Consider the following 20,123-nt stretch of genomic DNA (forward strand, 5'->3'; position numbering starts at 1 on the left):
GGGTGATGGTGGTGAGGCGGAACACTCAGCGGGCGCTGGACAAGCGGGCGCGAAACGACGGTCCGGGAACTCCGATTTCCTCCTGGGCCACAAGGATCCACTCGGGGACCTGTTCGCCATGTGCGAGCAGAGCTGCCGATATCCGCGCGCAGGTTCCCCAGGCCGAGCAGTCGTGGAAGATCCAGCCCCAGCGCGCGGGACGCGTTGATCGCGCTGGCCGAGCCGGATATCGAGCCGTGCCAGATCTGCAATCCGCAGACGGGGCCGGCCGGCGGGTAGGGCCGTTCGGACCGCCCGGCGCGCTCCAGGGGCGCAGGGCTCGCAGGGTCGGTTCCGTGGAGTTCCCGATCAAGGTGGCACTGGCCCAGGCCATCCCGGTCCTGCCGGAGGGGCCGGGTTGGTGGTACGAGCCCAACGCTTCGCAGGCTCAGAGCCTGGCTGTGGTCGGCGTGGGCGTCCTGCGCGACGTCCCCGCCCACGGCCTGGTGATCGGAAACCCCGCCCGGCAGGTCGGCTGGGTATGCCGGTACGGCCGCACCCTGGACGCGGCACTGCGCTGCACCACCTGCCGGCGTACCTGCTGGCACGATGGGGACGGACTGGCCGAGAAGCAGGATCCGCATCTGGAGTGAGAATCACACCGGTTTGTCACTGTTCTGTGCCAGACCGGAGGATGTGTGTCGGTCCTCGCAGGGGGTGTGGATAGCGTCCCGCCCCATGAGCGCCACGCATATGCCTCCCGCCGAGTACTACGCCACCCTCCCCAAGATCATCAGTGGGGCAGGAGGGGTCATCCGCGACACCGCCGGCCGGTTCCTCCTGGTGAAGCCGTCCTACCGCGACTACTGGGAGGTCCCGGGCGGCGGGGTGGACCTGGGGGAGGACCCGAGGCAAGCGTTCCAGCGCGAGATCAAGGAGGAGCTGGGACTCAACCTCCCCCCAGGCAGGCTGCTGGTCGTCGACTGGGTACCCGAACAGCCCGACGGCCGCCCCCCGCTGTGCAACTTCATCTTCGACGGCGGCCTGACCACCAAGGAAAAGGCCCAGCAGCAGGTACACCTCGACACCGACGAACTGACCGAGTGGACGCTGGCAGCACCCGATGAGTGGGACACCCTCCTCCCACCGCACACGGCCCGCCGCCTTCACGCCTGCGCCCGAGCCTTGACCCACGACACCACCCTCTACCTGCACCACGGATTCGACCCCACCCGACACCACACCTGACGCCCGCCGGCCCTTCCGGCACCGGCGCCTGGCGTCCATCGGAAGGGACCCCTCTTCGTGAGCACACCAACGATCCCCGTCGCCGCGCCATGCCTGGACGCCGCCGACATCGCCACCGCGGTCCGCGTCCTCGAATCCGGCCGGCTCGTCCAGGGCCCCGAGGTCGCCGCTTTCGAGGACGAGTTCGCAGACCTGGTCGACGGCCGTCACTGCATCGCGGTCGGCTCGGGGACCTCGGCCCTCTGGCTGACCCTCCTCGCCCTGGGTATCGGGCCCGGCGACGAGGTGATCGTTCCCTCGTTCACCTTCGCCGCCACGGCAGCCGCCGTCCGCCTCAGCCGAACCGTGCGCTTGGCCGGGGTGCCGCAGCAGCCGCGGCAGACGGTGACGGTGCGCCGGGCCGCCCCGGATGAGAGGCGGCCTTCCTGGTACGGCGGCTCACCGCATGTCCTTCGCGGCGCGGGCCCAGGCGGCGTCGCGCAGCAGACGCAGCCCGTTGAGGCCGACGATGACGGTCGAACCCTCGTGGCCGAGCACACCGAGCGGCAGCGGCAGGTGGCCCACCAGGTCCCAGATGACCAGGCCGGAGATGAACACTCCGGCGATCACCAGGTTCTGGACCACCAGACGCCGGGCCGCCCGCGAGAGGGCGATCACGGTGGGGACGGTGGCGAGTTCGTCGCGGACGACGACGGCGTCAGCGGTCTCCAGAGCAAGGTCGGAGCCGACGCGGCCCATGGCGATGCTGGTGTGGGCGGCGGCCAATGCCGGGGCATCGTTGACGCCGTCGCCGATGAACAGTACCTTGCGCCCCCGGGCCTCCAGGCGCCGTACGGCTTCGACCTTGTCCTCGGGCAGGAGACCGGCATGGACCTCGTCGCCGGTGATGCCGACCTCGGCGGCCAGGCGGGTGGCGGCGCGCGGGTTGTCGCCCGTCACCAGTATCGGGGTGCTGCCGGTCAGCGTGGTCAGGGCGGCGACAGTCGCGGTGGCATCGGGACGCAGCCGGTCGGCGATGCCCAGCACTCCGACCGGGACGTCGTCGCGCAGGAGCAGGACGGCCGTGCGGCCTCCGTCCTCCAGGTCGGCCGCAACCGTGGCGGCGGGCGCCGCGTCGGTGCCGTCGTCGCCATCGAGGAGGCGGACCGGTGCGCCGACCACTACCGTGCGGCCGTCAACGGTGGCACTGACACCGACGCCGGGAGCAGAAGTGAAGTCCCGCATGTCGGCGTTGGCCAGGCCGCGGGTGCGGGCGGCGTCGACGACAGCACGGGCCAGGGGGTGTTCGCTGGGATGCTCGGCGGCGGCCGCCAGCGCCAGCAGGGTGTCCTCGGTCAGGCCGGAGCCAACCAAGGGGTGGATGTCGGTGACGCGGGGGGTGCCCTCGGTCAGGGTGCCGGTCTTGTCGAGTGCGACCGCGTCGACCTGCCCGAGCCGCTCCATCACCACGGCAGACTTCACCAGGACGCCGTGACGTCCTGCGTTCGCGATCGCCGACAGCAGAGGCGGCATCGTCGCCAGGACCACGGCGCACGGGGAGGCCACGATCATGAACGTCATCGCCCGCAGCAGTGAGCCGGTCAGGTCCGCGCCGAACGCGAGGGGGATCAGGAAGACGGCCAGGGTTGCGAAGACCATGCCCAGGCTGTAGCGCTGCTCGACCTTCTCGATGAACAGCTGGGTGGGCGCCTTGGTCCCGGAAGCCTCCTCGACCATGGCCACGATCCGGGCGATCACCGTGTCCGAGGCGTCCCGCTCGACCTTCACCCGCAGCGCGCCGGTGCCGTTGAGGGTGCCGGCGAAGACCTCGTCACCGGTCTCCTTCGTGACCGGCAGCGGCTCGCCGGTGATGGTGGCCTGGTCCACCTCGCTGGCTCCGGCAAGGACGCGGCCGTCCGCGCCGACCCGCTCACCGGGGCGGACCAGGATGGTGTCCCCGACCACCAGGTCCTCGGTGGGGACCGTCGCCTCGCTCCCGTCGTCGGCCAGGCGGGTGGCCGTGGTGGGTGCGAGGTCGAGCAGACCGCGCACCGCGTCCTGGGTGCGGGCGGTGGCCAGCGCCTCCAGCGCGCCGGAGGTGGCGAAGATGACGATCAGCAGCGCGCCGTCCATCACCTGCCCGATCGTGGCCGCGCCGATCGCGGCCACGATCATCAGCAGGTCCACATCCAGGGTCTTCTCCCGCAGCGCCGTCAGCCCCGCCCAGGCCGGCTCCCACCCACCGGTGACGTAGGCGGCGGCGTACAGCGGCCCCCACGCCCAGGCGGGTGCGCCGGTCAGCTGGAGCGGCAGCGCGATCAGGAACAGCACCAACGCCGCGGCGGCCCAGCGCGCCTCTGCCAGGGCGAACACCCGCGTACGGCGCTTCGGCGCCGTACGGGAATCGGCCGGAGCGGCCCGTCCGGGCCGCTGAAGCAGGTCAGAAGGCATGACAGAACAACCCTTCAGGGCGGAAGCGAGGCAACACATCCACCGTACAGGAACACATGAACAGGTCTTCATATGTGACCGGTAGGATGGGAGCCATGGGTCACGGAGCCGACAAGAACCACGCCACCCCCCGCGAGCGCCTGGACGCGGCGGGGGCCACCGACGTCGCCGCCACCCTCCAGGCCCTCGCGACCCCTTCGCGGCTGTACATCCTGGCCCGCCTCCAGGAAGGCCCTTGCGCGGTCGGCGACCTCGCCGAGGCCGTGGGCATGGAAGCCTCCGCCTGCTCCCACCAGCTCCGCTTGCTGCGCAATCTCGGGCTCGTCACCGGAGAACGCCGGGGCCGTTCCATCGTCTACGCCCTCTACGACAACCACGTCGCCGAACTCCTGGAACAGGCCCTCTTCCATGTCGAGCACCTGCGCCTGGGGCTGCGTGACGCGTCCACCGAGACGGGCAAGTCCCTGATCCAGTAGCAGGCCGGTGTCACCTGCTGCCCGATAGCTACCGCTGACCGCTTTCGAGCTGATGCGGAACGCGGGATGCCCGCAGTTCCTTGAGGTCGGGGATGTGGTTGTAGAGGGTGCCGACCGAGACGCCGAGCGGAGCCGCGTTGGTCTCGATGCTGTTCTCCGGGCCGGGCAGCATGTCGCGGGCGGTGCGCGGCAGCTTGTCGTTGACGACGTTGGGCCGGCCGCCGACGCGGCCGCAGGTCCGTGCGGCGGCCAGGCCCTCGTTCATGCCCTGCACGATGAGCTCCCGGACGAACTCCGTCAAGGCGGCGAGGATACGGAAGATCAGCCTGCCGCTCGGGGTGGTGGTGTCGAGCCGCTCATGCAGGGAGATGAAGCCGATCTCTCGCTTGCGCAGCTCGGCGACCATGTTCACCGGGTCCTGGGGGCTGCGGCCGACCCTGAGGAGCCGACCGCGGCCACCGTCCCGGGCCTGCTCGACACCGGGCTCCCGCCCCGCGCCGACAGCGGCACCGCCGTACTGGCCGACGACATCCGGTACAGCCTCCGCCTCACCAACGACGACGCCTGCACTTACTGACACACCTCATGGCAGAACCGCTGACATCCAGTGGCAGGCTCCGCTGACGTCCCGAGGCTCTGGCACGGCAAGCGTGCACCGATAACTGACCGTGGTGGCGATATAAGGCGTACAGGACCTGGCAGCGGTGGAAGTCCGGCTTCGCCCGGCCGTACATCTGGCGCTTGGTGTGTCCTGAACGTGAAGAGGAGTCGACGTAGGCCGAGTTCTTGATGCGAGGAGCTGGTCGGCCCCGAGCCGATGGCTGCAGTGGTGACCGTCGGCTCGGACCGCTGCTACGTAGTGGCGAATGTCGCCGACCACCCGATCCTGGAGGGAGCCGCACTGCTCCACCGGTTGTCGGGCGGCCTCGAGCACGGAATGTGCCGAGTATCCGCCGATGCCGGAATCCACATCGATCCGCTGCAGCGCCGGGTCGGCTGGTGGGTGCTCGGGGCGTCGGCCGAAGCATACGAGATGCCAGAGCGATGGCCCGACTGGACTGTGGAGTTCTGGCGGGACTCCTGGCAGGAGCACGTCCGGCCGGCCCCGGGCCAGTTCCAGCCTCCACCGGTCGACCGTGAGCGCGCCCTGGCAGAAATTCGGACGGCTGCCAGACGACGCCGGGAGGCCAGTCAAAATCAAGTGGCAGAAGCCTGAGACCAGTCAAGATCACTTGGCAAACGGTCGAGATCTATTGCCATGGGGCGCCAATCCACAGGATTCGACAATTGCTCGTGGGACACCACTGGCACGGTGATGTCCTGTAGCGCGGGCCTGCGCAGGTGCGGCGGCAGATGTCGTAGAGCACTTCGGCATGTGGGTCGCCTTGCCCCGGGAGATCACTCCGAGTGACTTCCCAGGCTCCCAGATGCCCTCAGGTGATCCGGGACCCGGCAAGGCTCGATGTCGTCGAATGTCTGATCCGTCTAGGGGATTGAGGGGGCGTTGTCCCAGGTGAGCACGCTGCAGTGGGGGAGCTGGGGGCCCTGGGAGGCGTACCCCGGAGCAGTCGCGCACCGTTGTTCTCCTGCCGCGGTGGCGGCCAGGAGCAGGGCGCCGGTCGGGCCGGCTTGGTTCGGGCGGCTGCTGTATCGGACGGCGGTGACGGGTCGGGCCGCGCGCAGCCCCCTGTGCAGGTGAGTAGTCGGCGCGCGGCCCGCTCGTGGCGGACCTCGGACTCTCTCGTATGGAGAGCCAGCAGGGATACGACCGGAAGGGATGGCCGGATGTGCTACTCACGGGTTCGGCCTGGCACTTCCGCCGATGGCGTCGAAAGCGGCCGTCCCGGGCCCGGCACGGTCGAAAGCCCTCTAGGACCAGAAGCGTAAGGGGAGCAAACAGGCTCGCGGGCTGGTCTTTTCGCAACTGGAAGGCAAACTAGGCCCATTGGGGCGGTGCGGGCGCAGTGCCGAACGTGCGGCAGGGCCGGTGGGCTCGCCGTCCGTCGCACCCGTGTACCGGTCTGGAGGGCCTTGATGTCTGTGGCCGAACTACTGGAAGCGGCGATCGCCGACATACGGCGACAGGGCTACGATCCGGCGGTCCTGGCGGACGAGAGCTGTGTCCGGACGTTCGCCGACCTCCTGCAGACCGGATCCCGGAACTGGGATCTGGTCGCCGACGCGGTCGCCGGCACTCCGCCCGATGTCGAGCTGGCCGGGCGGATCCTGCGGACGAAGCTGACGTTCGAGGACAACCGCAATCCGCACATCACCTCCTTCGAGCAGGACGTACGGATCGCCAGGGATTCCCGGGCACAGGGACACCAGCTCGGGAGCGACGCGTTTCTGCTGGCGGTCGGTCCGGTGCGGCCGGCCTTGTACCGGGCCCAGATGTCTGCCGTCAACGCTGTGGACAGCGCGCTGCCCGACGCCTCCGAGCTGGCGGGCTTGCCCGGCCGGGCCAATGAGCTACGGGGCCGGGCCCGCACCCGCTGGGGCGGGGCGCGGCTGGAGCAGCGGACAGCGGAACTCGACAGCCGGGCCGCCGCGCTGACGGCGGGCCGGGAGGAGCGGGCCGGGCAGGCACAGCAGCAGGTCGCCCGGTTCGTCGCGGATGTGGCCGCGACTGTGGTGCTGTTCAACGACACATTCGGGATCTACCGCCGACAGCCCTGAGCTCGTTCGTTACGGTCGCCCGGGCTTTCGTAAGGCGTACTGTCGGCACCTCGCCATCCGCCACGCCGCCGGGAAGAACATCAGGCGACCCGAGACCGTCACCCCGTGATCGGGTGGGACCAAAGAGGACAAGCTCGGCCCTCGCACTGCTCCATGTGGCGGGCGACAGCTTCCGCGTCCCGGGCGATGATCTTCTGCTGGAGATTGCTGATCTCGGCGGGGTGTGCTCCCGTTCCCGGACAACGGTGCGGCCGATCGTGCCGTCCGGTCCGGCTGAGGTGGCGATCCGCGGCCCGGCGGTGTCGGGGCGAGCCAGTGGCTCTGTACATATCGATGGGTTCTGGCTCAACTTCGGGCTGAGTGACGCTCCGTTACAGCTGGACATCGAAGAGAGCGATGGAAGGGGGCGGCGGGGCAAGCACCGCGCGAAGGGCGTGAGTACGGCTCGCCACTGCTTCCAGCCCTCCGGGCCGACCCAGTCCGAGGCTGGGCCCATCCTCGTCGTCGGCGATGCGGGCGAGGGCATCATCGGCGAGTGCGCGAAGGTCGGAAGGGAACAGGGCATAGGTGTTTCCGGGCCGTAGGGCGTTTCGACGGCGTCGCCTTCCGGTCCTGGCCGCGACGGGGTTCGGTGCCCGCGTGCAGCCACTCTGTCCTCCGTCCGCGTGGACCGGACTCACGTGCCCGGCAGCCCCGGAAGCGGCACCGGCCCGCCAGGTGGGAGACCGCCAGGTTTCGGCCGAAACCCGCTGTGGCGCTTGTCCATGAGGGAGTCGGCAGAGAACGGTTGTACTCGACCGGCCGGTGATTGCGTCCCACTCCTTGGCGCGGGCGGCAGCCTGGAGAACGCCCTGGTAGCCGGATGACGCCCCTCGACCGCGTCGGGCCGGTGACACAGGAGGACATTGCTGCCACCCTGAGCGTATGAGTACGGGGAAGGCCCAGCTTCTGAGTACGGACGTTGCTCCACGGCTCCAGGAAGGCGACGCCACCTCCCTGGCCCAACTACCCACGCCCTTAACCCCCGTGGTCTGGTCTCACCGATCGTAGATTCTCAGGGAGGCACGATGACCGGCCGAGTGATCTACGCGTCGTTCGAGTTCCAGTTCCCGCTGGGCGGCATTCGCGTGCTGAACCAACAGGTCTCGCTGCTGCGGGCCGTCGGCGTCGAGGCGTTCCGCTGGACGCCCACGCCGGGATTCCGCTACACGTGGTTCGACGACGACGTGCCGACGCTGTCCGGCATGACCTTGGACCTCGGGCCCGAGGACGTGCTCGTGCTGCACGAGGTCAGCGTGGTCCCCGACCACGACCCGGCACCCGGCGGCCACAAGGTCATCTACTCGCAGGGGCACTACGTCAACTTCCTGACCTGCCCCGACCCCGGCCCGTATCCGGGCTGGTCGGTCCGGCCGGCTCTGTGGACGATCTCGAAGGCGGGCGTCGACATGTTCCGCCGCGCCCTGCCTGAGTTCGAACCGCACCTGGTGCCGAACGTCATTGACACCGATTTGTTCCGACCGGCATCGACCGAGCGGGTTCGGCGCATCGCGTGGATGTCCCGCAAACGCCCGATCGAAAGCACGCTGCTCCGCCGTCTGTTCCACGCCGACCCGCGGTCCAAGGGCGTCGACCTGCACGACATCCACGCGGTTCCCCACGAGGAGGTCGCTCGCGTCCTGTCCGACACGTCGGTGTTCATCGCGTTGGGAGCGCCCGAGGGCGAAGGCTTCGGATTGCCGCCGGCCGAGGCGATGGCCAGCGGCTGTCTGGTGACCGGTTACGCCGGTGGCGGCGGAGCGGAACTGTTCGACTCGCCGTCTGCGTGGCGGATTCCGGAGCTCGAAACGGATCGGTTGGCGGACAAGGCCCTTGAGCTGCTCGACCTGCCCGGCCAGGACGAGGTGCGGCAGGCGGGCCGTCAGTGGGTCGCCGACCGGTACACCACCCAGGCCGCCGTCGAGGCACAGATCGAGGGCATCCGCAAAGCGCGTGCCCTCCCCGGCGGTGCGGCGCTGGCCACCCATCCGGCTGCCTGGATGGAGGAGTTGGTGAGGCGCTTCCCGGTGCCGCCGGAGACGTACGCCCGGGTGGAACCACCGGCCGCTTCCTAATGCTCCGGAGAGACACTACTTGACCGTTCCGACGGGGCCATCCGAGAGTGGCCCAACGGTCTACGCACATGTTTGAACGCCACCCGAGAAGCCTTGGTGGCGTGGATGTCGTCGTCGACAGGGGAGCGGTGATGCAGGCGCCGGAACCGTCCGCTCGTCCGCGCCGCCTGCCGTCGTTGACCGGTATGCGGTTCATCGCGGCGTTCGCCGTGCTGGTATCCCATCTGGCCGGTCAGATCGTCGGATCGATACACCCCGGTCTGCCGTACCTGATCACGACCCTCGGACCGGTCGGGGTGGCGTTCTTCTTCGTGCTCAGCGGCTTCATCCTCACCTGGGTCGCCGACCCGAACGACACCGCCGGACTGTTCTGGCGCCGACGCCTGGTGAAGATCTTTCCGAATCACCTGGTGACCTTCGCGGCCACCGTGGCGCTGATGGCCGCCGCGGGCGTGCGGATCACGGCGATCAACACGATTCCGCCGCTGCTGCTGATCGAGCCCTGGATCCCCGACTTCGACGCCCTCGGCGGGCTGACCGGAATCAACGTGCCGAGTTGGACCCTCGGCTGCGAGTTGGTCTTCTATCTCGCGTTCCCCTGGCTCATCCGCCTCATCGGGCGCATCCGGCCACCGAGGTTGTGGTCGTGGGCGGCGGGCGTCGCTCTCGCGATCATCGCTGTCCCGTTCGCCGCCCAGGCGCTACCGACGCGGCCGGCCACCTCATGGGACCCGGCGATCGCCGAGTTGCAGTCCTGGTTCGCCTACAGCCTGCCCTTCACCAGGATTCTCGAATTCGTCCTCGGCATCCTGATGGCGCGCATCGTGATCTCGGGGAGGTGGATCCGCCTGGGCATGACGCCGGCGTTCCTCCTCACGATCGCCTGCGTGGTGGTCCAGTCCCACCTGCCCGGCGTGTTCCGACTCTGCGCCGGACCGACCGCGTCCGCACTCGCCCTGCTGATCGCGGCGGGCGCCGCCGCCGACGTACGCACCGCGCGCACGCCCTTCAGCGGTCGGACCATGGTGTGGCTCGGCGAGATCTCGTTCGCCCTCTACCTCGTGCACTACCTCGTCATCCAGTACGGCCCGATCGACGGCGTGCACGCCACGGGCGAAGTGGTGACCGCCACCCCGTCGACGAGGTCGGTGCACATCCTGCTCACCGCCGCAATCAGCCTCGCCCTCGCGGCGGCCCTCTACACGCTGGTCGAACGTCCGGCGGTCCGACGCTTCAGTCGGCCGCGCGGCCGTCGCGCCGGACCCGTCTCGGTCCACGAGGAGAGCCGGCCCCGTACGCGTCGGCGCGATGAGCCCTCCCTCCGTCATCCTGGAGCCGTCACCCATGACGAAACCCCGCCCTGACCCGGCATCCGAAGTCCCCGAATTCCCGGTCACCCGGCCGGATTCCCGCACCTTCGACCCCGACGAGACCTACGCCCGGCTGCGCGCCCACTCGCCCGTGTCCCCGGTGCGCTGCCCGGCCGGGATGGACGCATGGCTGGTCAGCCGCTACGAGGACATCCGGAGTGTGCTCACGGATCCCCGGCTGAGCTCCCGCGGCGCGGGATCGATGCACATGCTGCCCTCCTACGACGGGCGCGACCCGTCCCCGGGCTCGATGATCCAGCTGGACGGCGAAGAGCACGCACGGCTGCGACGGCTCCTGATCGGCGAGTTCACCATGCGACGGATGGAGGCGCTGCGACCGTCCGTCCAGCGGATCACCGACCGGCACATCGACGCGATGCTCGCCGGGTCGAGCGCCGACCTGGTACGGGACTTCGCGCTGCCTATCCCGTCGCTGGTGATCTGCGAGCTGCTCGGCGTGCCCTACGACGACCACGGGGCCTTCCAGCGCGACAGCGAGGTGCTGATCGGCTTCGACGCCGACGAGGCCACCCGCGACGCGGCCACCCGGCGGCTGGAGGGCTACCTCGGCGAACTGATCACCCGACGCCTGGCCGAGCCGCAGGACGACCTGCTGAGCCGGCTGATCGTCCGCGGCAAGGCGACCGACCGGCCGCTGACCGTACCGGAGCTGGCCACGCTCGGCGTACTGCTCCTGGTCGCCGGGCACGAGTCGACCGCCAACATGATCGCGCTCAGCGCCCTCGTACTGATGGCGGACCAGGAACGGACGGCCGCGCTACGCGCCGCCCCGGACACCATCGGCACCTCCGTGGAGGAACTGCTGCGCTACCTGTCCGTGATCCAGTTCGGGCTGCTGCGGTACGCCACCGAAGACGTCACCGTCGGCGCCACCGCGGTGGCGGCGGGAAGCTGGCTGGTCGCCGCGATCCCGTCCGGCAACCGGGACGAGGCCGTGTTCACGGCCCCCGACACCATCGACCTGCGCCGACCGCCCCGCACGCACCTGGCGTTCGGTTTCGGTCCGCACCAGTGCATCGGCCAGCAACTGGCCCGGATCGAGCTGCAGGTCGCGCTGACCACCCTGCTGCGCCGCGTGCCGGGGCTACGGCTGGCCGAGCCGTTGGCGGAGTCCGCCTTCAAGCACAACGACATCGTGTTCGGCCTGCGGAGCCTGCCGGTCGTCTGGTGACGTCCGGGGCTCCGAGGGCCTTGCGGCGCCCGCCGGCGGCCGCGGCCACCGGGGGCCTCGTCCTCCCGCGTTCCCCTCTGGCCGGATCCAGCCCCTCCGCCCTCCGTCCGCGTGGACCGGCACTCACGTGCCCGGCAGCCCCGGGAGCGGCACCGGCCCCCCAGGTGGGAGACCATCAGGTTCCGGCCGAAGCCTCCGGCACCGTTTGTCCATCAGGGAGTCGGCAGAGAACAGTTGTACACGACCGGCCGATGATTCCGTTCAACTCCCCTGTGAACGAGAGGACATCGTCATGACCGACGTGTACGAGCCCCCGATGCTGATCGAACTCGGTGACTTCGGGGACCTCACCCGGGGCTTCGACATCGGCAACCAGTCCGACGCCCACGGCTACTACCTCGCCCCCTGAGGAACCGGGCCAATGAGCGGTCACCGGCGGACCTGGTTCGTGGGCCTTCCGGACACCGAAGCCGGGTCCGCGACGGCCGCGGTGTGGGGCACGGCCGAGTGCCGTGCCCCACACCGCCCCAGCGGGCGTCCCTGGATCCTCGGCGACTGGCCGGCCGACGAGTCGGTCACCGTCCAGGCCGGGCCGGTCACGCCGGCCGTGCTCGGCACCTCCGACGCCGCCTGCGTGGCGGCCAGCGACTGCATTCCCGCTGTCCGAAGGGTCAGGACCGCGAACCGCGAGATCTTGGCCCTGGCCGCCCTGGCCGCCCTGCCGCCAGGCCACCTCGGCAAAGCGGCCGGGGCAGCGGCATCGACATCGGCAGCGTGAAGAGAAAGAGACCGCGGCGCCGTTCGGTACCGGGCCGGCGTCGGTGGACCCAGTCCTGCGTAATCCGGCTGCCGGGGCTCGCGATGTCCAGCTCGTGGGCGCGACTTCTTTCCCGTTCGGAGCCAGCACATAGGACAGGCCCCGCTCCTCCAGGCCATGGCGGAAGGGAGCGCTGACGCCGTAACCCGCGTCGGCGACCACCACCGGGGCTCTCGGGCCCCACTCGGTCACGTTGTCCAGCGGCCCGAGCGCGAGCCGCCATTTCTCCTGATGGACGGTGCCGTCCCGGATACCGGCCCGGCGGCAACGGCCCGGCTCGTCCGTCCATTCTCGGGGCAGATACAACTGCCGGTCCAGGACCGGACGCAGCATCGGTCGCGGCGTGGACACTGACCGCGACCTGGCAGTTCGTCCGTTTCCCAAGGGCTCCGCAGCACTGACGGGCCACACCGGCCGAGCTCCGTCCACACTTGGGAAACGACACATCGTCGATCACCCACACCTGTGTCGTGATCGCCTCGGACAGCCGTCGGGCGATCCGCCGCCGCACCGGCAACGGATCCCACGGCGACTGATTCACGAACTGCTGCAGGGCCTGCACGTTCCCGTCCGGCAGTCGCCCAGCCATCGGCTGGACCGGCTTACGCCGACCGTCCAGCATCAGGCCCCGCAGACAATATGCACTCCCCGTCGCTGATCCCGCCGCGGCAGCGACCCGAACACATCACCCACGAACTCCGCCAACTCACCCCGGAGCCGCTCGACATCCCCCAGCTTCACACCCTGAAGATGCCCACCGCCAGGCAAGATCACCCAAGGTAACGAAGCACTACTAGTCGAAAACTCATCTACCACCAGTTGTCGTAGGTGCCGTTGGGCTTGGCACGGTATGGGTAGCGGCCGAGTTTCCGGCCGCGCCGCACTCGGCGCCCGCACAGCAGCACCACGGCGAAGATGGTCAAGAAGAGCAGTGCGACCCCGCTGCCGCCGAGTATCAGTGCTGTCTCCATCGGCTGAGTGTATGAGACAACAGGGACAGAGGGCAGCCGAGATACAGCCCGACGGGGCAGCCAGCCCCCAAGTGGTGCCAGAACTCGGGGGCTGGCGTGGGACGGGGGCTGGGGTGCTCGGGGAAGCACCCCAGCCCCGCCGCCCGCGATGTCCAGGGTGAAACCGCTCAGTGGCGTCACCGTACTCGTACGATCTCGCGGTGAAGATCTGGTCGGAGCACCCTGCTGAGACCGACGTCGAAGCGGTCGTTCACGGCTACTTCAGCCTGGTTCGGGCCGGGAGGATCCCTGAGGCCGAACAGCTCATCGATGACCACCCGGTCCGACATGTGCTCAAGTCGCTGTGGACCGGTTCCGTCGAAGCGAGTGCAGATGAGGGCGAGGCGAGCGGCAGCCCTGCTGCCGACGAGTGGGAGCAGGACCTGTCCTGGCTCGGCGAAATCAATCTCGCGGACTTCCACTGGGGCCACACCGGCAGCAATTTCTACGTCGAGATCACCTACCGCGCGCAGGTAATCGAGTGGCATTGGGCTTCCGGGTCAGGCCCACCGACGCCGGCCGGGTCCTCACGGGACCGGCCACGTACTGGTAGGGCACGCGAAAGAGCAGCACGATCCGCGTGTCAGCGCAATCCTCCCGCTGGCGGACCATCACATGCTGTCGATCAAGGACCCGACCAGCCCGAGCACCCCGCTCCCGTCCCACTCCAGCCCCGTGACCTGCAATTTCAGGTTGGAGAAGGCTGAGTGCCGCATCCCAAGATCGTCTGAGGCAGGGGTACGAGCTGTCGTACACGGCGAACCAGCACTTCTCCATCGTGCTGCTGAACGAGGCGATCGCCGACCTGGTCAACGCGCACGCCCGCCTCGACATCTCGCAGGCGTGGGGCGATGGCACCGCCGTGGCCGCCGACGGCACCCACATGGACACCTACCTCGACAACCTGCTGTCCGAGACGAGCGTCCGGTACGGAAAGCCGGGTGGCGTCGCCCGCCACCACATCTCCGACACCTACATCGCGCTGTTCACGCACTTCATCCCGTGCGGGGTGTGGGAAGCCGTCTGCATCATCGAGGGCCTGCTGAAGAACTCCTCCGAGGCGAAGCCGACCACGGTGCACGCGGACGCCCAAGGCCAGTCCCAGCCGGTGTTCACGCTCGCGCAGCTGTTGGGCTTCGATCTCATGCCCAGACTCATGAACTGGGAGGAACTGACCTTCTGCCGGCCCAGCAAGACCACCGAGTACGCGCACATCGACGCACTGTTCGGCGAGCCGGGCAAGAACGTCATCGACTTCGACCTGATCGAGTCCCGGTTCCGGCACCTGATGAAGGTCGCGGTCTCCGTACGGTAGGGAGCAATCTCCTCGTCCACGCCGCTCAAGCGGCTGCGCTCGGGCTCCAGGAAGAACGCCACCTAAGCCGCCCTCCGAGAGGTTGGCCGCGTGATCCGCACCGTGCAGCTGCTGCGCTACCTCTCCGATCCGGCGCTTCGCCGACGGGTGACCGCGGCGACGGACAGGACGGAGTCGTTCAACGCGCTCTCCCAGTGGACCGGCCTCGGCAACCGTGGCGTCATCGCCGACAACGACCCCATCGAGCAGGAGAAGGCGATGAAGTTCAACGCGCTGCTCACGAACGCGGTGATCTTCCACAATGTCCTGGACATCGCGGAGATCGTGCGGCAACTACTGGAAGAAAGACGGGAGATCGACCCCGAGGACCTGGCCCACATCTCGCCCTACCTGACCGAGCACATCAACCGGTTCGGCGAGTACAGCACGCACGAACTCGGCATCCAGCCCGATGCGTACGACCCGGAGCTGGGCGTCGACTTCACCCAGCTCCGAGACCAGGACCGACCGCCGCCGGTCTCGGCCAAGCCGCCTGAGCCGGCCTCGGGCGGATCGGCATCATGAAGGTCATGGACGAGACCGGTGCGGGCTGACGGCCCTGTTCTGGTCGAACGGCAACCCGCACGGCACCTTCCGCCTCGACAGCAAGCGCATCGGCCTCATTGTCTCCAGCTTCTGACACGGAGATGCGACAGCAGCCGGTGGTCGCAGCCCGAGGCTGGCGGGCTCCGACCACCGGCAAGCCCTGACTGACCGATGAATCAGCGCCCCGGGCCATGAGACACGGACAGCGCCTCTTCCAGCAGCAGACGAAGCCGAGCCGACGGCTGAGTCCCCGAGGTAGGGGGGCCGCCATCAATGACTACCGAAGGGACGCTGGTGACGCGCAGTGCCGCGGCACGGCGCTCATCCGCCTTCACGCTCAGGGCGTGGGCCTCACCACCCAGTACGTCCCGAACATCGACCGTACGCAATCCGGCCTTCACGCCCAGTTGTTCCAAGACCTGCGGATCGGCGATGTTCTGGCCCTCAGTGTGGTAGGCGTGCAGCAGACTTTCCATTACTGCGCCGGCCAGATCGTGCTCGGCGGCCAAGTGGATCAGACGGTGTGCGTCGAACGAACTCACCGGACGCGCAGCATGCAGGGTGAGCTCCAGTCCCTCGAGTCTGCCTTCCGTCTGGATTTGGGCGATCCGCTCCGGCGCTTTCTCTCCTCACCACGTCGACATCGCCTCGGCCGCCGTCGGGCCGAGGATTCGCCCTGCACCCGGATCAAGTTCATGACTTCGCCATACGATCTGCACTCGGCCTGCTTCGGTGACCTGGCTCGCGGCCGCTTCGATGCGCCTCTTCCCTATGTAGCACCACGGACAGAGCGCATCCCCGAAAACCTCGACCCTCACGGACTTCCTCCCTCTCGTCGGCGGTCGCTGAGTGAGTCTCTCGCCCGGAGGCGACGCGATCCGGAGCTGCGACCGGAACTAGTCACGCGTCCGCGGTCCCACTTCACGCACGACCGTGTAGGTGGGGACTCCGCCCATGCGGGGTTCGGCTTTGCCGACGAGCCCTTCCAGCGCTTTCTCGATGGCCGCCATCCGGCCCTCGGTGTCGGAGCTCTCGACGAAATTGCGGTAGTCAGCCTCGCTCGCCCAGTGCACGATGTTGTAGACGCGGGTGCCGTCCGTGCTCACATGGAATCGGGCCGAGCAATAGCCAGGGTAGAAGCTCACCCACTGATCCTGGATCTCGGCGAAGACCTTCACCAGCGCGGCCTGAGTCTCACGGCAGTCGATGGTGTAGTCGATGATCGAGTAGAAACCGCGGTCAGCATTTATGCTGTTCTCCTTGCTGTCGGCGCATCGGTCGGGACGCCCCTTGGGCGGAAGTCTGAAACCTCAACATGGCTTGAGGCCAAGAGCGATCCACGTCTGGACCGCTCCGGACGCTCGGTTTCCTCCCTGCGGGGCAGGCCGCTGGCGGGGTTTACTGGGCTGCTGTCGCGGCGGGGATGTCGACGCGGGCGGCCCTGCGGGCCGGCCAGAACGAGGCGAGCAGCGAGCCAGCCAGGGCGATCAGGACGGTGAGGGCGAGGCGGCCCCAGGGCAGGACCAACTCGTAGCCCGCCACGTTCGCTTGGAGGGTGCGTCCCAGTGCCCAGCCGAGGAAGACGCCCATGAGTGTGCCGAGGGTCGCGCCGAGCGCGCCGAGGAGCAGGGCTTCCAGGCGGATCATCCGGGTCACTCCGGCGCGGTCCAGACCGAGGGCGCGCAGCGTGCCGAGCTCCTTGCGGCGTTCGAGGACGGACATGGCGAGGGTGTTGGCGATGCCCAGTGCGGCGATCACCAGGGCCATGCTCAACAGGGCGTAGAAGACGTTGAGCTGGTCGCCGATGCCACGGCTGTCCTGGGCGCGGATGTCTGCCTGGTCGAGGACGCTCAGCGTGGGGTTGTCGCCGAGGGTGTGGGTGACGCCTGCGAGCGCGGCCCGGCTGGGTCCGCCGTCCGTGGCGACGAGGATCCCGGCGGTGCTCGGGGTGGAGTCGTAGCGGGCTATGAGGGAGTCGGGTGCGGTGATGCTGGGCATCAGGTCGCTCTGCTCGTCCGCCTGGTAGATGGCGCCGATGGTGAGGCTGCCGCGCTGGCCGTTCCGCCTCTCCAGGGGCAGGGTCTGCCCGACGTGCCAGCCCGTCTGCTCGGCCTTGAAGTCGGCCACGGCGATCTGGCCCTGGACAAGGCTGTCGAGGGAGCCTTCGATCACGTCGTACCGCAGCAGTTTGCCGATGGTGGCGGGGTCGACGCCGGTCAGGACGGACTCGCTGCCGCCCAGGCGGTATCCGGTGGACTGGTCGAGCGGGCTGTACGTTGCGCTGGCCAGCTTCTTCAGGGGCGCGGCGGTGGTGGGGGTCATCCGTCGGCCGCCCACGGACCTCACCACGTAGTCGGCGCTGAGGGCGTGGGTGGTCGCGCGGTCGAGGTACTGGGTGGCCGAGGCCCCCAGGACGGACAGGCCCGAGGCGAGGGTGAAGGCGATGGCGAGCGCGGCAGCGGTGGCGCCGGTGCGGCGCGGGTCGCGCATGGTGTTACGGACGGCGAGGTCGCCGTGCACCGGGGCCAGGCGGGTCAGCAGCGGCCGGAACAGGGTGACGACCGGCCGGGACAGCAGCGGGATGAGGCCGATCGTCCCGGTCAGCGCGATGGCCGCGCCGAGGCCGATGACGGTCCGGGCGTCCTTCCCAGTCGTGAGGGCTCCGTACACGACGGCGGCGGTGCCGGTGAGCACCAGTGCGGCGCCGAGGCCGGTACGCAGGGAGCCGGGGCGTGCGGGGGCCGTGCACTCGGCGGCGCTGAGCGCGGCGACGGGCGGGATGGCCACGGCCCGGCGGATCGGGAGCCATGCGGCGACGATGGGCAGGAGGGTGCCGACCAGCATGGAGATGATCACGGTGGTCGGGGTGAGGACGAGCGGCGCGGCCGGGGTGTCGGCGAAGAGCGTCTGGAGCAGGGCGGCGACCCCGGTGCCGACGGTGAGGCCGGCCACGGAGGCGATCGCGCCGACGAGGAGGGACTCGGTGAGCAGGATGCGCCGCACCTGCTCGCGTGTGGCTCCGACGGCCCGCATCAGGGCCAGCTCCCTGGTGCGCCGGGCGACCAGCATGGTGAAGGTGTTGGAGATGAGGAAGGTGGCGACGAACAGGGCGACCGCGGCGAAACCGACCAGAATCTGGCTCATGGTGTCGGTGCCGCTGGTGGCGAGGTTCGCCTTGATCCGGGCGAGCCGGGCCCCGGTGACCGCGCTGGTGCCCTTGGGCAGCACCGATTCGACGCGGCTGAGGAGCTGCGTCACGTCAGTGCCGGGTGTGGCCGTGAGTTCGACGTTCTTGTAGCGGCCAGGTTCGAGGAAGAACTTCTGGGCGGTGGCGCCGGCGAACAGCGTCAGGCTGCCCCCGGCGGGGAGCTTGGTCCCGTCGGTGCGGAAGATACCGCTGAGGGTGTAGGAGGAGGCGCCCTTGTTCGTGCCGACGCGCACGGTGTCACCGACGCGGTAGCCGCCCTTGGCGGCGGTGGCCTCGTCGAGGGCGATCGTGTCCTTGCCGGTCGGGCCGGAACCCTCGGTGAAGCGGTACGCGGGGTCCTTGCCGTCCGCCGCCGGGGCGAAGTTGCCGCCCTGGGCGTCCTTGCCGTTGCCGAGGGGCTTGCCGTCGCGGTCGGCGACGGCGGCGAAGCCGTCGACCCGGCCCGCGGCGGCGGCGACGCCGGGGAGCTTGGCCAGAGCGGTCGCGGTGCGGGCGTCGAGGTCGCCCGGTCGGCCGCGGCTTGCGGGGCCGGCATCGGCGGAGACGTTGACGGCGATGCGCTCGTAGCCGTCGGTCGCCTTGGCGGTGGTGGCCTGGTTCAGGCTGTCGCCGTAGACGAGGCTGCCGGTGATGAAGGTGACGCCGAGCATGACCGCGAATGCGGTCATCAGTAGGCGGGCCTTGTGCGCGAACACGTTGCGTAGGGCGGTACGGAGCATGGGTGCGGATCCTGGGAGGCCGGCTCGACGGAGGCCGAGCGGATGGGCTGGCTGGTGCGGTGCCGGTGTACGAGCTGGTCGTCAGCTGGTGCGCGAACGGGTGTCGAAGTCCTTCATCCGGTCCAGGACCCGGTCCGGGGTGGGCTGTGCCATCTCGTCGACCAGGCGGCCGTCGCGTACGAGCTGGTCGTCAGCTGGTGCGCGAACGGGTGTCGAAGTCCTTCATCCGGTCCAGGACCCGGTCCGGGGTGGGCTGTGCCATCTCGTCGACCAGGCGGCCGTCGGCGAGGAAGACCACGCGGTCCGCGTAGCCGGCGGCGACCGGGTCGTGGGTGACCATGACCACGGTCTGGCCCAGTTCGCGCACCGAGTCGCGCAGGAAGCCGAGGACCTCGGCGCCGGAGCGGGAGTCGAGGTTTCCGGTGGGCTCGTCGCCGAAGATGATCGCGGGCCGTGAGGCCAGGGCGCGGGCCACCGCTACGCGCTGCTGCTGCCCGCCGGACAGCTGCGCGGGCCGGTGGTCAAGGCGCTGGGAGAGGCCGACCATGGAGATCACACGGTCCAGCCACTGCTGGTCGGGGCGACGACCGGCGATGGTCGGCGGCAGCGTGATGTTCTCCAGGGCGGTCAGCGTCGGCAGCAGGTTGAACGCCTGGAAGATGAAGCCGATCCGGTCGCGGCGCAGCGCGGTGAGCTGTCGGTCGCCCAGCGTGCTCAGTTCGGTGGTGCCGACGCACACCGAGCCGGAGCTGGGCGAGTCGAGCCCGGCGGCGCAGTGCATCAGGGTGGACTTGCCGCAGCCCGACGGACCCATGATCGCGGTGAACTCGCCCTCCCGGAAGGCGATGCTGACCCGGTCCAGGGCGACGACACGGGTGTCACCGCTGCCATAGACCTTCGACAGGTCGGTGGTGGCGGCCGCGATCCCGGTCGTCGTACGCAGCTCGTGCGGGGCAAGGGAGTGGGTGGTCACAGGGGACTCCT

General features: G+C 69.3%; 18 protein-coding genes and 4 pseudogenes. 13 read left to right on the top strand and 9 right to left on the bottom strand.

Features of this window, described 5'->3' with window-relative positions:
• Positions 1–335 precede the first annotated feature (335 nt).
• The 3 genes and pseudogenes from GA0115234_RS42445 to GA0115234_RS24470 all read left to right on the top strand — a co-directional run.
• Positions 336–632: a hypothetical protein gene (locus tag GA0115234_RS42445; RefSeq protein WP_093545474.1), complete on the top strand. Its 297-nt coding sequence runs from the start codon at positions 336–338 to the stop codon at positions 630–632.
• Positions 633–717: 85 nt separating this feature from the next.
• Positions 718–1,227, top strand: a complete 510-nt coding sequence (locus GA0115234_RS24465; RefSeq protein ID WP_093545477.1) for an NUDIX domain-containing protein — start codon at positions 718–720, stop codon at positions 1,225–1,227.
• Between the two features lie 57 nt (positions 1,228–1,284).
• A pseudogene (locus GA0115234_RS24470) lies at positions 1,285–1,563 on the top strand (aminotransferase class I/II-fold pyridoxal phosphate-dependent enzyme); the annotation flags it as partial.
• A 102-nt stretch (positions 1,564–1,665) separates the two neighbouring features.
• Here GA0115234_RS24470 and GA0115234_RS24475 read toward each other — a convergent pair.
• The gene (locus tag GA0115234_RS24475; RefSeq protein ID WP_093545480.1) at positions 1,666–3,657 is read right to left on the bottom strand and encodes a heavy metal translocating P-type ATPase; all 1,992 of its coding nucleotides are present in this window, start codon (positions 3,655–3,657) and stop codon (positions 1,666–1,668) included.
• Between the two features lie 95 nt (positions 3,658–3,752).
• On the opposite strand from GA0115234_RS24475, the gene GA0115234_RS24480 reads away from it, so the two are divergent.
• Complete coding sequence (locus GA0115234_RS24480; RefSeq protein WP_093545484.1) at positions 3,753–4,133, top strand: ArsR/SmtB family transcription factor; 381 nt, start codon at positions 3,753–3,755, stop codon at positions 4,131–4,133.
• A 28-nt stretch (positions 4,134–4,161) separates the two neighbouring features.
• Here GA0115234_RS24480 and GA0115234_RS24485 read toward each other — a convergent pair whose 3' ends face one another.
• On the bottom strand, positions 4,162–4,713 hold the full coding sequence (locus GA0115234_RS24485) for a recombinase family protein (protein WP_256088797.1): 552 nt from the start codon (positions 4,711–4,713) through the stop codon (positions 4,162–4,164).
• A 246-nt stretch (positions 4,714–4,959) separates the two neighbouring features.
• Between GA0115234_RS24485 and GA0115234_RS24495 the strand changes: the two genes are divergently transcribed.
• The 8 genes from GA0115234_RS24495 (at position 4,960) to GA0115234_RS43670 (ending at position 12,263) form a co-directional block, all read left to right on the top strand.
• Entirely contained in the window at positions 4,960–5,349 is a 390-nt protein-coding gene (locus GA0115234_RS24495) for a hypothetical protein (protein ID WP_141718467.1), read from the top strand.
• Positions 5,350–6,167: 818 nt separating this feature from the next.
• Positions 6,168–6,809, top strand: a complete 642-nt coding sequence (locus GA0115234_RS24500; protein WP_093545496.1) for a hypothetical protein — start codon at positions 6,168–6,170, stop codon at positions 6,807–6,809.
• Positions 6,810–6,964: 155 nt separating this feature from the next.
• Positions 6,965–7,393, top strand: a complete 429-nt coding sequence (locus GA0115234_RS42450; RefSeq protein ID WP_161275653.1) for a hypothetical protein — start codon at positions 6,965–6,967, stop codon at positions 7,391–7,393.
• A gap of 483 nt (positions 7,394–7,876) precedes the next feature.
• Positions 7,877–8,923: a glycosyltransferase gene (locus GA0115234_RS24510; RefSeq protein WP_093545499.1), complete on the top strand. Its 1,047-nt coding sequence runs from the start codon at positions 7,877–7,879 to the stop codon at positions 8,921–8,923.
• 101 nt (positions 8,924–9,024) lie between these two features.
• Positions 9,025–10,287 carry an acyltransferase family protein gene (locus GA0115234_RS24515; protein ID WP_161275654.1) on the top strand — a complete coding sequence of 421 codons (1,263 nt, stop codon included), beginning with the start codon at positions 9,025–9,027 and terminating at the stop codon, positions 10,285–10,287.
• Positions 10,268–11,485, top strand: coding sequence for a cytochrome P450 (locus GA0115234_RS24520; protein ID WP_093545505.1), 1,218 nt, complete (start codon positions 10,268–10,270; stop codon positions 11,483–11,485). The genes GA0115234_RS24515 and GA0115234_RS24520 overlap by 20 nt, the downstream gene beginning before the upstream one ends.
• Positions 11,486–11,777: 292 nt before the next feature.
• Positions 11,778–11,894, top strand: a complete 117-nt coding sequence (locus GA0115234_RS41470) for a lasso RiPP family leader peptide-containing protein (protein ID WP_107405804.1) — start codon at positions 11,778–11,780, stop codon at positions 11,892–11,894.
• Positions 11,895–11,906: 12 nt separating this feature from the next.
• Positions 11,907–12,263, top strand: coding sequence for a hypothetical protein (locus tag GA0115234_RS43670; RefSeq protein ID WP_107405805.1), 357 nt, complete (start codon positions 11,907–11,909; stop codon positions 12,261–12,263).
• On the opposite strand, the pseudogene GA0115234_RS44415 reads toward GA0115234_RS43670, so the two are convergent.
• The 3 genes and pseudogenes from GA0115234_RS44415 to GA0115234_RS42465 form a co-directional block, all read right to left on the bottom strand.
• A pseudogene (locus GA0115234_RS44415) lies at positions 12,255–12,924 on the bottom strand (IS701 family transposase); the annotation flags it as partial. The gene GA0115234_RS43670 and the pseudogene GA0115234_RS44415 sit on opposite strands and share 9 nt — an antisense overlap.
• Positions 12,925–13,111: 187 nt before the next feature.
• Complete coding sequence (locus GA0115234_RS42460) at positions 13,112–13,273, bottom strand: hypothetical protein (protein ID WP_176729262.1); 162 nt, start codon at positions 13,271–13,273, stop codon at positions 13,112–13,114.
• A 176-nt stretch (positions 13,274–13,449) separates the two neighbouring features.
• Positions 13,450–13,800, bottom strand: a complete 351-nt coding sequence (locus GA0115234_RS42465) for a hypothetical protein (protein WP_161275655.1) — start codon at positions 13,798–13,800, stop codon at positions 13,450–13,452.
• 257 nt (positions 13,801–14,057) lie between these two features.
• Here GA0115234_RS42465 and GA0115234_RS43685 point away from each other — a divergent pair.
• A pseudogene (locus GA0115234_RS43685) lies at positions 14,058–15,191 on the top strand (transposase).
• A 197-nt stretch (positions 15,192–15,388) separates the two neighbouring features.
• Here the strand turns inward: GA0115234_RS43685 and GA0115234_RS24545 are convergent.
• The 4 genes and pseudogenes from GA0115234_RS24545 to GA0115234_RS24560 form a co-directional block, all read right to left on the bottom strand.
• Positions 15,389–16,030: pseudogene (locus GA0115234_RS24545) on the bottom strand (DsbA family oxidoreductase).
• A 78-nt stretch (positions 16,031–16,108) separates the two neighbouring features.
• Entirely contained in the window at positions 16,109–16,462 is a 354-nt protein-coding gene (locus GA0115234_RS24550) for an antibiotic biosynthesis monooxygenase (protein ID WP_093545516.1), read from the bottom strand.
• A gap of 148 nt (positions 16,463–16,610) precedes the next feature.
• Positions 16,611–19,139 (bottom strand): ABC transporter permease, encoded by a 2,529-nt coding sequence (locus GA0115234_RS24555; protein WP_093545519.1) that lies wholly within the window; start codon positions 19,137–19,139, stop codon positions 16,611–16,613.
• Positions 19,140–19,329: 190 nt separating this feature from the next.
• A complete protein-coding gene (locus tag GA0115234_RS24560; RefSeq protein WP_093545596.1) occupies positions 19,330–20,082 on the bottom strand; it encodes an ABC transporter ATP-binding protein in 753 nt (250 codons plus the stop codon).
• Positions 20,083–20,123: the final 41 nt, after the last annotated feature.

The organism is Streptomyces sp. DvalAA-43, from assembly GCF_900091725.1.
Classification (GTDB): Bacteria; Actinomycetota; Actinomycetes; order Streptomycetales; family Streptomycetaceae; genus Streptomyces; species Streptomyces pulveraceus.